At 56.4% G+C, this 12,974-nt stretch carries 10 protein-coding genes, 1 tRNA gene and 2 pseudogenes; 5 read left to right on the top strand and 8 right to left on the bottom strand.

Translation table 11 applies throughout. The features are described from left to right. Positions 1 to 39: 39 nt before the first annotated feature. Both tilS and HMPREF9465_RS09590 read left to right on the top strand, forming a co-directional pair. Positions 40 to 1,626 carry a tRNA lysidine(34) synthetase TilS gene (gene tilS, locus HMPREF9465_RS09595; RefSeq protein ID WP_005436407.1) on the top strand — a complete coding sequence of 529 codons (1,587 nt, stop codon included), beginning with the start codon at positions 40 to 42 and terminating at the stop codon, positions 1,624 to 1,626. An 87-nt stretch (positions 1,627 to 1,713) separates the two neighbouring features. Next, a tRNA-Ser gene (locus tag HMPREF9465_RS09590) sits at positions 1,714 to 1,801 on the top strand. A gap of 175 nt (positions 1,802 to 1,976) precedes the next feature. Here HMPREF9465_RS09590 and HMPREF9465_RS13785 read toward each other — a convergent pair. From HMPREF9465_RS13785 to HMPREF9465_RS09575, 3 genes and pseudogenes are all read right to left on the bottom strand, one after another. Next, complete coding sequence (locus HMPREF9465_RS13785; protein WP_231289382.1) at positions 1,977 to 2,219, bottom strand: hypothetical protein; 243 nt, start codon at positions 2,217 to 2,219, stop codon at positions 1,977 to 1,979. Then, positions 2,155 to 2,586: a hypothetical protein gene (locus HMPREF9465_RS09580; protein WP_038007517.1), complete on the bottom strand. Its 432-nt coding sequence runs from the start codon at positions 2,584 to 2,586 to the stop codon at positions 2,155 to 2,157. The genes HMPREF9465_RS13785 and HMPREF9465_RS09580 overlap by 65 nt, the downstream gene beginning before the upstream one ends. Before the next feature lie 119 nt (positions 2,587 to 2,705). Then, a pseudogene (locus HMPREF9465_RS09575) lies at positions 2,706 to 3,068 on the bottom strand (LysE family translocator); the annotation flags it as partial. Between the two features lie 96 nt (positions 3,069 to 3,164). Between HMPREF9465_RS09575 and HMPREF9465_RS13780 the strand changes: the two are divergent. Continuing rightward, positions 3,165 to 4,760 carry a hypothetical protein gene (locus HMPREF9465_RS13780; protein WP_005436404.1) on the top strand — a complete coding sequence of 532 codons (1,596 nt, stop codon included), beginning with the start codon at positions 3,165 to 3,167 and terminating at the stop codon, positions 4,758 to 4,760. Positions 4,761 to 5,205: 445 nt separating this feature from the next. Here HMPREF9465_RS13780 and HMPREF9465_RS09565 read toward each other — a convergent pair whose 3' ends face one another. Continuing rightward, the gene (locus HMPREF9465_RS09565; RefSeq protein ID WP_005436403.1) at positions 5,206 to 6,270 is read right to left on the bottom strand and encodes an IS110 family transposase; all 1,065 of its coding nucleotides are present in this window, start codon (positions 6,268 to 6,270) and stop codon (positions 5,206 to 5,208) included. Positions 6,271 to 6,527: 257 nt separating this feature from the next. On the opposite strand from HMPREF9465_RS09565, the gene HMPREF9465_RS09560 reads away from it, so the two are divergent. Further along, positions 6,528 to 7,181 (top strand): LysR family transcriptional regulator, encoded by a 654-nt coding sequence (locus HMPREF9465_RS09560; protein WP_005436402.1) that lies wholly within the window; start codon positions 6,528 to 6,530, stop codon positions 7,179 to 7,181. On the opposite strand, the gene HMPREF9465_RS09555 is transcribed toward HMPREF9465_RS09560, so the two are convergent. Further along, complete coding sequence (locus HMPREF9465_RS09555) at positions 7,174 to 8,889, bottom strand: transposase (RefSeq protein ID WP_005433715.1); 1,716 nt, start codon at positions 8,887 to 8,889, stop codon at positions 7,174 to 7,176. The two genes, HMPREF9465_RS09560 and HMPREF9465_RS09555, sit on opposite strands and share 8 nt — an antisense overlap. 145 nt (positions 8,890 to 9,034) lie before the next feature. On the opposite strand from HMPREF9465_RS09555, the pseudogene HMPREF9465_RS09550 reads away from it, so the two are divergent. Further along, positions 9,035 to 9,523 (top strand): annotated as a pseudogene (locus HMPREF9465_RS09550) (LysR substrate-binding domain-containing protein); the annotation flags it as partial. Between the two features lie 66 nt (positions 9,524 to 9,589). Here the strand turns inward: HMPREF9465_RS09550 and HMPREF9465_RS09545 are convergent. The 3 genes from HMPREF9465_RS09545 to HMPREF9465_RS09535 all read right to left on the bottom strand — a co-directional run. Further along, a complete protein-coding gene (locus tag HMPREF9465_RS09545) occupies positions 9,590 to 10,909 on the bottom strand; it encodes an anaerobic C4-dicarboxylate transporter family protein (RefSeq protein WP_005436401.1) in 1,320 nt (439 codons plus the stop codon). Positions 10,910 to 11,007: 98 nt separating this feature from the next. Next, positions 11,008 to 11,967: an agmatinase gene (locus HMPREF9465_RS09540; RefSeq protein ID WP_005436400.1), complete on the bottom strand. Its 960-nt coding sequence runs from the start codon at positions 11,965 to 11,967 to the stop codon at positions 11,008 to 11,010. A gap of 461 nt (positions 11,968 to 12,428) precedes the next feature. Continuing rightward, positions 12,429 to 12,974, bottom strand: a 546-nt coding sequence (locus tag HMPREF9465_RS09535) for an IS256 family transposase (protein ID WP_005436399.1), incomplete at its 5' end; no start/stop codon positions are given.

Below are 12,974 nucleotides of genomic sequence, written 5' to 3'. Positions count from 1 at the left end.
TTTGTTTTTCACGGCCCTTTGAGTCCCTCCAGTCCGCCCATGTCCGACGCTCCCAGAAAAGCCCCAGCCCGCAAGTCCGCGCCGCGCCCCTCGAAGGCGCTCGCCGAGCGTCTGACGCAGCTCGTCTACGACGCGCTCTCCGATGCGGCCGAAACGCTTCTCGGCGTCAAGGGGGACGAATTCTCGCTCCGGCCGCTCAATCCCGTGCGCGTCGTCGTGGCGCTTTCGGGCGGGCGCGACTCCATGGCGCTCCTTGACGTCGTCGAGAAGCTCTTTCATCGTCCACGCCAGTTTCTCATCGCCCGCGTGCATGCGGTCTACGTCAATCACGGCCTCTCGCCCAATGCGGACGACTGGGAGGCGCACTGCCGCGCCGAGTGCGAGACAAGGCGCATTCCGTTCACGCCCGTGCGCGTGACGGTCAGGCAGACAGGCGAAGGCGTCGAGGCCGCGGCCCGCGAGGTCCGCTACAGGGCGCTTGCGCGCTTTGCACGCGAGGAGGCCTATGACGTCGTGCTGACGGCGCATCACGAGGACGACCGCATCGAGACCTTCCTCATGCAGTGGATGCGCGGCGCGGGGCCCGAAGGACTCGCCGCCTTTCCGCAGACGCGCGAGCTCGTGATCCCTGGACTTGCGGCCTCGAGAAACGCGCCGCCGCTTCTGCTCGTGCGTCCCTGGAGCGGCGTGCTTCGCGCCGACATCGACAGGTACGCCCGAAGCGTGAAGCTCAGCTACGTCGAGGACGAGTCGAACCAGAGTCCGAAGTACCTGCGCAACCGCATCCGCCGCGAGGTCGTGCCGCTTCTCGACAAGATCCGTCCGGGCTTCAGGCAGGCCGCGGCGCGCGCCGTTTCGCTCACGGCCGAGGCGGCCGAGGTGCTCCGCTCCGTTTCGCTCGACGATCTTGCGCGGTGCAGGGACGAGGCGAATCCGCACGCCCTGCGCATTCCCGCGCTTCTCAGGCTGATCCCCGCCCGCCAGGCCTGGTGCCTGCGCACCTGGATGCAGGAGGAAGGCATGCAGCTGCCCAACCGAGCGCGTCTTGAGGAGGGGCTCAGGCAGGTGAGGCAGAGCCACGCCGACTCGCAGCTTGCGCTTCAGGTGCGCTCCAAGGAGATGCGCAGGTGGGGCGACCTTCTCGTCATCCGCGACGTCTCGCCCAGACGGTCGGAGGATACGCGCGATGCGGTGCTCGTCTGGGAAGGCGGCGACACGCTGGCGCTTCCCGGCTGGAACGGCTCTCTGGCCGTCATTCCGTGCCTGCCCGGAGAGTGCGGCGTGAGCGCGAGGCGCCTGCGCGATGGCACCCTCGAGGTTCGCGCCCGCCGCGGCGCCGAAAGAATGAAGCTCTGGCCGAACCGTCCGTCGAAGTACCTCAAGGACCTCTTCGCCGAGGCGGGCGTGCCCGCCTTCGAACGCGCCGACCTTCCGCTCGTCTGGCTCGACGGGGAGCTCGTCTTCACGGGCGCGCTCGGCATGGACATCCGCTTCTGCGACGAACTCGCCCACGACGACACGCTCGTGCGCTTCGAATTCAGGTCCGAAGCGAGTCTGCTCGGAGCGCCCGCGGACAGGCCCAATCTCGCCGACAGGCCCGCTTCGGAGCGTCGAGGCGGGCGCTGAGAACGTTTTTTCCGCTTTTGCCGGAACAAGCGATGCCTGTGGACTTTTTTTCATTACTTCTGTAGAATGCGAAACTTATCTGACGTCGGAAGTGTGGCAGAGTGGTTGAATGCACTGGTCTTGAAAACCAGCGAGGGGCAACCCTTCGTGGGTTCGAATCCCACCGCTTCCGCCAATGGAGCTATACCTGGTCGACTGAGGGGCGGTCCTACTACTGTGCGTTTGGGCCGCATGTAGACCAGTCAGACAACGTACAGACATGTAGTACGATTTGGAGCACGTTTCTTAGCGCTGAAACGTGCTCCATTTTTTTGCTTTTTTGAGTCCGGCGGTGTCAGAGGTCGTCTGGATCAGGCTCCGCGAGTCTGCCGCGCACGCTCGACGAATGCGAGGATCCACTGCCAAAGCGGCAGGAACCAGAGGTAGAACGCCGCGAGCACGCAGGCCGCGGGTGCGCCGACCGAGGCGATGGGCACGGCGCCCGCGATCGACCACGGGATGAGCGGCGCGATCACGATGACGGTGTTCTCAAGGTCGATCGCCATCTTCTGGCGGTCGGGGCGGACCTCGTCGCAGAGCTGGTTCGTGAGCATCACGGGCAGGGCCTGGTTGCAGGCGATGCCGCAGGTGACGACGGCCGTCGTCAGGACGGCGCCAAAGGGCGTTACATTCGGGCGTGATGAAGCCCGCCGCATCCGTGACGAGACGGGCGATCGTGCCCGAAGCCCTCCACGAGCCCGTGAGCATGCCGATGAGCGCCATGACGATCACGATGCCCATGATGGTGCGCACGCCCTTCGAGGCCATGGCGCCGAGCGCCTTGAGGCCGTGTCCGCGGAAGAGCCCGTAGCCCGAGAAGAGGAAGAAGCCTGCGATGAGTGCCCAGATGACCGTATGGCCCGTGAGTGCGCAGGAGAGGATGGCGGCGGCGAAGAGGCCGAGGACGATGCCTTCAAGCATGATGAGGTGTGCGTATCTTCAAATTAGAGCGGCCCGGACGCGGAATGCGCCGGGCTGGACATTCAAGTGAGCATTGTGCCAAAGGCGGGCGCCTTTGGAAACACCTCTTTGTGGGTGTCTCAGAGGAACGGCTGCGCCGTGTTCCAGAGCACCCAGCAGGCGAGCAGCATGAAGATCACGGCGCTTGCCTTGTTCATGAGCTTCGGGCCGCTGCCCCTTGCGAGGAAGACGCGCATGCGGTCGGCGATGAGCGCGTAAAAAATCATGCAGACGAAGACCATCAGCGCGTAGACCGCGATCATGAAGGTTACCTGCGGGATGTAGGCGATCTCCGGGTCGATGAACTGCGGCATGAGCGAGACACAGAAGATCATCGGCTGCGGATTCGTGACGGCGAGGATGAAGCACTTCGAAAAGAGCCCCTCGCCGGCGTTGTCGGGCACCTGCACGCTCGGCGCATCGATCACGATCTTCGGCGGGACCTTCCGCCAGGTCTTGACAGAACCCGTGCGCCTTACCTCTCATTTCAATGAGAGGTAAGGCGCACAAAGTTTTCGAACGTGAAGTAACATTGCCTTATGCGCACCTCCACCTCTTCCTACATCGTCGAACTTCCGCTTCGTGTGAACGATCAGCAGAATCGTTTTCTCGAAAAGGCGTTTGAGTTCGGACGCACGCTCTACAATGCGACGCTCGGGACAGTTCTCGGACGTCTGCAGCGCATGCGTGAGACGCAGGAGTGGCGGGGGGCACGGGACATGCCCAAGGGGAAAGCACGCACGAAAGCGTTCAGTGCAGTTCACAAAGCCTTTGGACTAACCGAGTTCGGCCTTACGATCATTGCGAATAATCATCGCAAGGCGAGCGGTCGAAAAGACATTGGTGCTCATGAAGCGCAAAGCATTGGTAAAGCGGTCTGGAGGGCTCTACAGCGTCACATGTTCCAGAAAGCCGGCAGACCTCGCTTCAAATCCTTCAGGCGTGGACTCAATTCCATCGAAGGCACGAACAATCAGGAAATCATGTACAAGCCCGAGCGTGGAGCCATTGTCTGGCGCAAGCACGTGATGCCGTACATGAAGCCCGACACCGACTACATGAAGGAGGCGCTCGCCTTCGACCGGCGCGTGAAATACTGCCGAATCGTGCGCAGGACGCTCAACGACGTCAGGCGCTGGTTCGTGCAGCTCGTGGTCGAAGGTCTGCCGCCCGTTCGCAAGGTATATGCGCCCAAATGCGAGGTCGTCGGCATCGACCCGGGTCCAAGCCGGATTGCTTATTTTCATGAGTGTCAGGCGGCCATAGTCGAGGTTGCACCTCACGTGGATCTGAAAGAGCCGAAGATTCGCCTTCTGCAGCGCAGGATCGACCGTTCAAGACGAGCGAACAATCCCGACAACTACAATCCCGACGGAACCGTGAAAAAGGGTTCGTCGACTTGGAACACGAGCAATCGCGGACGCAGGCCGGCGGCAAAGCTTGCCGAGCACCATCGGTGCCTGGCGGCCACCCGCAAGCGCGACCACGGTGAGCTTGTGAACGATCTGCTGCAGATCGGCGGCACGATCAAAATTGAGAAAAACAATTACCGATCTTTTCAACGCTGCTTCGGACGATCGACGAATCGGAGGGGAATGGGCGAGTTTGTGGAGCATCTCAAACGCAAGGCTGAAAGTGCCGGCTGCGAGGTGATCGAACTCAATGCCTATAAGCTGAAGATGTCGCAGTACGATCCGGCAACGGATGCATATCGCAAGAAGCCGTTGAAGGAAAGGTGGCACCGCTGGGGAAACACTGGCACGCTCGTGCAGCGAGACGCCATGAGTGCATTTCTGGCGTGCCATGCAACTGAAAAAGGACACGACCGAGCCCTTCTCCTGGAGAAGTGGACGACTGCGGAAGCACTGTTGAGCGGCAGCGGTCTGTGTCGTCATGAACCTTGTAGCGACCCTGAAGTATCGAAAGACGCTTCGGGGCTCACGAAGCCGAATTGCGGGAGCAAGGCGGAACGGGAATACATGGTCAGCTCCCCGTTTGCAAGTGTTCGGGGCATTTTTTGGGGTACAACTCCCCCTGGAGGGCGCGCCCATGCGCGTCCTCCATCCAATACGTGGCGAAGCCACACCACTAAATTTGTAAAGTCAGATTACGGAATCGAGAAGGCTTTCATATGACAAGCAGCTGCCTGCCCGGGTTTGGTTCCCCATTCTCTTCGTGAGCGCAGCGCCCGGTAAGTCGCTCGAAAGGCCTCGTCGACTTGCGCACAACAAGCTTTCAGCAGACTCTATTTCCTTCCTTTTTGAGCGCGCACTGCGCGCCTGTAACTCATTCAGACTTCTACCAGAAGAAACCTGCTGCAACTCATTCGAAGTTGAAGAAAGGGCTTCACTGAAATACATCCGCGGTCAGGAGGTATTCATTCCTAAACCTCCGCCGACATAGTGAGATTCGGGGCAATAGAGGTGCTTTATTAAGAGGGCGTGATTAACGCTAACTACGCGATATCACATTACCGTTCACAGCATCACTCTATTGCGTTGAGCACGATTCGTCACTAGTAGTTGCCTTCGTAGTCCTTGGCGGGAATTGGCCGATGATCGCTCTGTGCGATATGCACCTTTAACAGCTTAGTACAGATGTGTAATCGACCTTGTCTTTCATCAGACGATAAATGATTCGAGCTAACTTGGCTGCGATGGCGCAGACAATGACGCCATGTTTCTTTCCGCTGTCTCGCATTTTTCGCACCCAGTCACCGAAATTCCCTTTCCACTTTTCCGTGTGCATGAGGACGAGTTGGGCGCACTGCACGAGATTGGAGCGAAGCCTCTTGGGCCCACATTTGGTGATGTGGTTGAGCGTGTTGTTGCCGCCGGTGCTGTTCTGCTTTGGTACAAGCCCGAGGGAGGCCGCGAACTGCCTGCTGTTCTTGAAGCGCCCGATGTCGACGCCAATATGAACCAGCAGTCCTACTGCCGTCTGAGGTCCAACGCAGGGAACCGTCATGATGCGCTTTGCATTGGCATCCGTTGCAGCCACCTGTTCCATCCGCCTCTTGGCTTCCTCCTCTTGCTGTAGAAGATTGAGCCAAATCTCACGCCTGCGCTTAAACGAAGCCATCACGTCCTCAGGAATAAGCTCGGCATGCTTTTCAAGATGTGCCACCATGCGGGTCTTAATGAACTTCGAAGATTTTCGGACGGGACATCCGAACTCTTCGAGTCCCGCGTGGATCTGATTGCCTGCTTGAATGCGCAACTCCTGAAGGCTCTTATACTCGTTCTGCAGAAACTGCAGGGACTGCTGCTGTTGACTTTTAATGTAGACGTACGTGGTACCTGGTACGAAGTAAAGCTTGGCGATATAGGCGGCGTCACGCAGGTCATTCTTATGATTGATATTGCGAAGTGCCTTTACGTCGGCCCCTTTAACAAGGCGCACCTCATGACCGAGATCAGCGATACTCCGAGCATGGAACATGCTGCCCTTGCATGCCTCCATCAGGACAACAGCCTGAGGCAGATTGGACAGAATCTCCCGAAGCTTTGCATAGGAGCATCCATCCAGCCTTAAGCAAATTTTTCCGTTCTCATCGTAGCCGATGACATCGCAGTGATCTTTCGCGAGGTCAACGCCGATGACTTTCACGATTTTGCTTTTAGTCGAATTTTGTGTAGTATTCATGTCGAAGCACTCCTCTTGTCGTATGAGTATCAGGACTCAATGGCACTTTGATGCCGGTGTACTCGCATGGGCCCCGAGCCCGCTAGCGAGAGAAAAGAGAGAGTGCTTCTTTTTTTGCCCGTTTGTCAAGTTCTGCATGGATGGTCTCCGGTGTTCGATGCCCCTTGGGAGCTGACCATCTAATTAAGAGGTCTGCCGCGCACACTTTGTACGGACGGTGACGTTCAGGCGGCTTTGCCCCCCGAAAGAGCTGTCTGATGGTCAAAGTGAATCCTCTGTCTTTAAACAGGGGAGCTTCAAAAATCTGGCTTTGCCGCAAGCTCTTGGCTACCATAGATCGGATCATCAATGCTCAGGAGACACGACATTGGTGCCGGCCCGCCCTTGAGAACAGCATTATGACTACCGACCCCTTCTTTTCAAACGCCACGACATTTTTCTTAGTTGTCTTCCGCCATAGAAGTTTTTCAAAGGCTGCCCACGAACTCGGCGTCACTCAGTCTGCCGTCAGTCAAACCATCGCCCAATTGGAAGTACAGATCGGTCTGGATTTGTTCGACCGGACGACACGCCCCTTGACGCCGACAAAAGAAGCCGGAGTGTTGTATACCGAATTGTCCAAGCGGCAGACGGACATCAAGGATGTCCTACACAATCTCCAGAGTAGCAACTTCCTGCGTCCTTTCATCCGAATCGGGTGTGTCGAGTCTCTGCTCAGAACCATCGGTCCCCGCTTTTTCAAGACCTTGTTGGATCAGAATTGCCGCATAACGGTGCATTGCGGTACCTCTGACATTCTGTACCAGAAACTTCTTCTGGACGAACTAGACGTGATCATAGCCACTGGCCAATTCCGTTCCTCCGATCGTCTAGATCCTAAAAGTCGTCTAATGCGGCCACGATTCAACTGACACCAAGCAGCTTGAGGAATAGCTGATCGCGTTTGGTTGTTTCCGTGGCCCATTTGGAAGCACTGTCGTTACCTGTCGTAGCAACGTAGTCGACGCAACGGAACCAATCAAGAATTTGAATCAGTGAGTGCTGATCGAGCCAAGCAAGCAGCTTTTCTTCGAGATTCAACTCTTCCTTCGTTTTCTTTTCAGTGCTCTTTTGGGCAAGCCCCTTTTTCACATCCTGAATTCTCTTCGTCAGGAAGCAGTGATAGCCCAGCCCGACGAATTGTGCGAATTGTCTGCCGTAAAGGTTTTCCGGATACCACGTTCTGGGCTTGCGTCCGTCGAAGCTGTCCTTGTAGGTCGCGAACAACTCTTCAATCTTTTCGCGGGAGCGGTATGCTTTCAGAGCTTCAAAGGGATCGCAAATTTCGTTGCTCACGAGGACAAAGTACCCCCAGTATCGCTTGGCTTCTTCGATCTTTTCATTCTTGAAGGAAACCTTGACGCCTTTGCTTGTGCGCTTCACGATGAGGAAGTTGTCGATCAGCTTCTGGGCGGCAGGTCGGAATTCTTCAACACCATCTTCCAAATCTTTCTTGATTGAAAAAAGGCTCTCCTTGAGACGTCTTTCTTGAATCGGAGCTGCTTCCGGCTTGTAACAAACATGAACATACAATCGCCGGGTGAATGTTTCAGTCTGTCCTGCTTCGTAGTTGCCGCGCGTGCGCTGACGAACGATGCTGAAATCGTGCTGGCGACGACGCATGACGGCATTGACACCGACATCAAACGGACAGGAATTTTCGAAAGCGCCAATCTCTTCGCGAACAGCATCAATTTCTTCACGAACCCATTTGTCGGTGCTGTTGGCGAGCATCAGGAACTTCACGTGCTCCCGCGCGAGGTACGTCATGTTGGCCTGACAGTAAAAGCCGTTGTCAGCCACGATAACCGGTGCAGAGAGACCCAGCACCTCAAGCTGCCGTAGAGAATTTGCCAGCGAGATCTTGTCCGGAATGTTTCCCGGCTGCTTGCTGAAAGCTACCGGTTCTCGATTCTCAACTGAATACAGGACCAGAAGCTTGATCGTATCCAGTCCGTCGCCATCCTTGTTGAATCCCTGACGCGCTTCGATTTGATTCTTCGAATATGTAGAAAAGGTCGTTGTGTCCAGAGCCAAATTCAAGCCCGACGAGGAAACTCTTTGAGCACGGCTTCGAAAATAGGCTTGCACGCCTGACTCATTACGTCCGACAGACGCAAAAAGCTTGCCGTACACATCCTGCGTGATGGGGTACTCGTAAGGCAACGGATTCATCATCTGCCACGTCTCCATGCGAGGCAGCGTATCACCATCAGTGGCAACCCAATATCGGGCGATTGAACTCAATTTCTGAGCCTCCCCAATCTCGAAGCATGTCTTCAGATCCTCATCGATGCCCGATTCCTTTCCGGCCCATTCGAGAATTGTCTGCAGTCCGACATGCGTGCGCACAGCTTCAACCGGAGGCTCTACAACCTCAGAACGCGATTTTTTGGGGCGAGTCGGGATCATTTCCGTCGTTCCGGCCAGGATTTTTCCAAGAAGTCGGGTAGAGATCGTCTTGGTTTTCTGCGTCTTGGCGTCATATCCGGTGACGCGTTCATACACGTAAACATCGCCATTCGGGCGGGTGTCACGACGAATTCCAACATGCTTTTTTCCAGTGAGAGGACGTCCCATAATCTGCTCCAATGGTGTACCTGTATTATATTATAGGTGCACTATTGGAGTCAATAAAAAGTCCGTGTGTTTCACGGACTTTTAGTTTAAAAGACCTACTCCCAACAGGGTTTCGTGGGGTCTTTCGACGACTTTTAGGCTAGATCAACGCACTCTTTTCCTAGAACCCCATGTCATTCTTCTTCCAGAAGCCGTCGCCAAACGTCGACAGTCGTGGCAATGGGAGGATCTTCAGTATTGCGGCATCCCTTTGATCCGTTATACAAGCAATACCGCTTCAGGGCTACAGACGGAGATGGTTCTCGCTCAGGCGCATCTTGATCTTCCCACTACCTTTGCGGTCGACGACAATTTAACCGTCTTCTCTCTAGTCAATGCAGGGTTTGGCTGGTCTCTGACTCAGCCGCTGGCTTTATTAGGTGCCCGTGACTTCATCGCCTCTTGCAAAATTCTTCAAGCTCCGCACCCGTGCCCGCCGCGCGAGCTGTTGCTAGCAAGAAAGAAAAGCACGCCGCTCAGCCTCATGGAAACGGTCGGATCGGCTTGCCATCAGTGCATAAAAGAAGATGTCCTCCCGCTTATTCGCTCCACAATGCCGTGGACTGCGGAAGAACTGTTTTTGAACGATCTCTGAACCAGATGAAAGAACAGAGGGCCTTCGTTTCCGAAGGCCCTCTGTTTTCAAAGGATCAGACCTCTATTAAAGGACAACCTGAGCAATGGCAAAACCGATTGCAACGCTCGAACAAGTCGTGATCAGACCGGGGATCAGATAACTGTGGTTGATGACGTACTTGCCGATGTGAGTCGTGCCCGTGGAGTCAAATGCACAGCCAGCAACGATCGTAGCATAAGTCGGGATGATATAGAGGCAGCCAGTAGCGGGCCAGGAGGCTACCAGAGCGATCGGGGAAAGACCGAGGGCAATGGCAAGCGGATACAGCAGTCGCGTCGTAGCAGCCTGAGAGAGCACCACCGAAGCGACGCACATCAGACCGACTGCAAAGGTCCAAGGATGATCCTGCACGAATGCCTGCGTCATGGCCTTGATGTCGGGCAAATAGGCCGTGATGAGCGTGTCCCCCATCCATGCGAGACCGAAGATGCAAATCACACCCGTCATACCAGCCTGGAACACCGAGCTCTTGGCCACTTCGTCAATATTGGGCTTGCAAAGGAGCGAGACGACGCCGGCAACCACAAGCATGATGATCTCGATGATATGCGTCATGGAGAGCGTCACAAGCTTGCCTTCGACCATGAAGGTCGGGCGCAGGGAGGGGATCGTACCGAAGAGCACGATCAGAACAGCACCGAGCACGAAGATCGCGACGGAAAGCTTGGCACCCTTCTTCGGCACAAAGGCAACCTTTTCACGAGACTCGCTCGCCTTGATGACGCCGGCAGCCAGACGACGCTGGTACACAGGATCCTTGTCGAGCTCAACGCCACGCTTGCAGACGGAAAGCGCGCCGAGGAAGCAGCCGATGAGCGTGGCGGGGACGCAGACCAGCATGATCTGACCCATGCCGACGCCGAGCGGGCTGAGAAGAGCAACCAGAGCAGCCATGGCGGCGGAAACCGGACTAGCCGTAATGGCCTGCTGAGAAGCCACGACGGAAATACTCATCGGCCTTTCAGGACGAACGCCTGTTTCGCGAGCCACTTCGGCGATCACAGGGAGAAGGGCAAAGGCAATGTTGCCCGTACCAGCCATGAACGTGAAGAGATAGCACACCATCGGCGCCAGGAACGTGATGTACTTCGGGTTCGAACGCAGGATCTTTTCCGCGACGGACACCAAGTAATCCATGCCACCTGCGACCTGAAGGACGCTGGCTGCGACGATCACAGCCGTGATGATGAGCATCACGTCAATCGGCGGAGCGGAGGGAGCAAGACCAAAAACAAAGACGAGGAAGGCAAGGCCGAGACCGCCGGCGATACCGAGGAAGATGCCGCCCAATCGAGCGCCAAGCGCCAATGCGGCCAGGACAACTAAAAGTTCCAACCAGAACATGAGGGGTCTCCTTAGTCGAACGATTCGGAGATGAGAAAAAGCCGGCTGAGGCGGGGGGCAAAGAGTCTCAGCCGGCCGGTAAGGCGGGGTAATGCCTATTAGGCTTGCTGGTGCTTCAGCAGCCCCTTCATTTCGCGTTCCTTCATGATGAAGCCCATGAAGGCGAGCATCGTCATGGCGCCGAGACGCGGTGTGATGCCAGTCGGGTCATACTGGGGCGCGACTTCAACCAGGTCGAAGCCGACGACGTTGCCCATCTTGGCGATGCCTTCGAGAACGTCGGTTTCGAAGACATAGTTGAGACCGCCGGGCGACGGAGAACCAACACCAGGGGCGGTGTTCATGTCATAGCCGTCAATGTCGATCGTGACGTAGTAGTTCTTGGCCTTCGGGATCATCTTGAGCACTTCCTGAGCACCCATTTCAAGAGCCTTGCGGGCCGGGATCACGACGGAGCCATAGTCATAGGCCGCCTGGAAGTCTTCTCGGGTATTGGAACCGAGGCCGCGCATGCCGATCTGGCACATCTTGGTGAAGTGCGGCATCTGGGAAACCATGCGCATAGGGCTACCGTTCGTATTGATGCGCATGCCGAAGTCGAGATGCGCGTCAAACTGAACAATGCAAAGGTCCTCGTACATGTCGAGAGCGCGGGCGATCGGGATGGTCACCGAGTGGTCGCCACCCATCATGACGGGCAGGGCGCCCTTCGAGATGATCTTGCGGATGGCTTCTTCAACGTTGTCGAACGTATTGCGGTATTCCATCGGGTCCATGTCAACGTCACCGCCGTCAACGATCTTGACCGGAGCAGCAAGATACTGTTCCAGACGTTCGGGATCCCAGAAGCCCGCGTCGCCGCGGCCATAGTGGCAGGAAACTTCACGAATGCGACGAGGACCGAACTTGGCGCCAGAAAGATAGGGGGCGCCCATGTCATACGGAATACCCATCACGCAAACGTCGGCGTCGTCCAGAGCGTCCAGATCTGTGCAAATCGGATACTTGGCAAAACTGGCGATGCCAGTGATCGGAAGATTGTGAATTTTTTCAGGCATAGCTTTCTCCTTTTCCGTGCGGCAAGAGAGGTGAACCGCTCGAAGTCAAGGAAATCTTATTTTTCGAAGGGAAAAGCTACAAAAACCAACAGTTTTCCTAACTATTACTATTAGCTATGCTAATGGTCGGAACTTTGTCAAGTCTCGGCGCAAAAGAACTCCTCCTTGGGATTGCATTCTATTAGGTCTCAGTATCAAATCATGCGATAGCGTTCGCATGCGTGCGCTTTGGTGCGGAGTTCGGGAGTGTCAGGATTTCTGTGTCTGGGGAGGTTATTCCAGGGGCAGCCCAACGAGGCTGCCCTTTGTATTTGAGATGCAGTATGCCAGACCTGATGCGATAGCGGGGGCTAAGGTGGAGGGGCCCGCGCGGAGCGCGGGAGGATCCTCCTTAGCCCCCGCTATCGCGCGCCGCGAAGCGGCTGGCGCGTTAGCGCGAGAGGTCTAATCATATCCCTTCCTTACTCCATGGCACCTGTAAAGCGCTCACCAAACAGCAGAGCGAACTGGGGCATGGCAGCAGCCCACTTGGGCGTAGCACGCTTCCAGGAGGCCGTGAAATTCATGATGGCCAGGTAAATCAGCTTCTTGGCAGCGTCCTCATTGGGGAACAGAGTGCGCGTCTTGATCACCTTCCTGATAGCACGGTTGAGCCCTTCAATCGCATTGGTCGTATAGATCAGCGTACGGATCTCAGGAGGAAACTGGAAGAACGGGATTACCTGTGCCCAGGCGCGTTCCCAGATCTGGATGATGGCAGGGTACTTCTTGCCCATGGCCGTGCTCCCAAAGCGCTCCAGAGCGCGTTCTGCAGCGTCGGCATCCATTGCCTGATAGATGGGCTTAAGCTCCTTGCACACGGCCGCCCTGTCTTTATGAGAGACGAATGACGTGGATGCGCGGATAAGGTGGACGATGCAGGTCTGATGGAGGGTCTGCGGATAGACGGTTTCAAGAGCTTCCGTCATGCCCTTCAGGCCATCCGTAACGGCGATGAGGATGTCCTC

The sequence above is a fragment of the Sutterella wadsworthensis 2_1_59BFAA genome (assembly GCF_000297775.1).
GTDB lineage: Bacteria > Pseudomonadota > Gammaproteobacteria > Burkholderiales > Burkholderiaceae_F > Sutterella > Sutterella wadsworthensis_A.
This window is presented reverse-complemented; position numbering and strand designations above follow the sequence as displayed.

What these genes read in the sequence shown, in the direction of transcription:
- tilS (WP_005436407.1), top strand. Translation starts at nt 40, where the DNA reads ATGTCCGACGCTCCCAGAAAAGCCCCAGCCCGCAAGTCCGCGCCGCGC.
- HMPREF9465_RS13785 (WP_231289382.1), bottom strand. Translation starts at nt 2,219, where the DNA reads ATGCTCACGAACCAGCTCTGCGACGAGGTCCGCCCCGACCGCCAGAAG.
- HMPREF9465_RS09580 (WP_038007517.1), bottom strand. Translation starts at nt 2,586, where the DNA reads ATGCTTGAAGGCATCGTCCTCGGCCTCTTCGCCGCCGCCATCCTCTCC.
- HMPREF9465_RS13780 (WP_005436404.1), top strand. Translation starts at nt 3,165, where the DNA reads ATGCGCACCTCCACCTCTTCCTACATCGTCGAACTTCCGCTTCGTGTG.
- HMPREF9465_RS09565 (WP_005436403.1), bottom strand. Translation starts at nt 6,270, where the DNA reads ATGAATACTACACAAAATTCGACTAAAAGCAAAATCGTGAAAGTCATC.
- HMPREF9465_RS09560 (WP_005436402.1), top strand. Translation starts at nt 6,528, where the DNA reads ATGGTCAAAGTGAATCCTCTGTCTTTAAACAGGGGAGCTTCAAAAATC.
- HMPREF9465_RS09555 (WP_005433715.1), bottom strand. Translation starts at nt 8,889, where the DNA reads ATGGGACGTCCTCTCACTGGAAAAAAGCATGTTGGAATTCGTCGTGAC.
- HMPREF9465_RS09545 (WP_005436401.1), bottom strand. Translation starts at nt 10,909, where the DNA reads ATGTTCTGGTTGGAACTTTTAGTTGTCCTGGCCGCATTGGCGCTTGGC.
- HMPREF9465_RS09540 (WP_005436400.1), bottom strand. Translation starts at nt 11,967, where the DNA reads ATGCCTGAAAAAATTCACAATCTTCCGATCACTGGCATCGCCAGTTTT.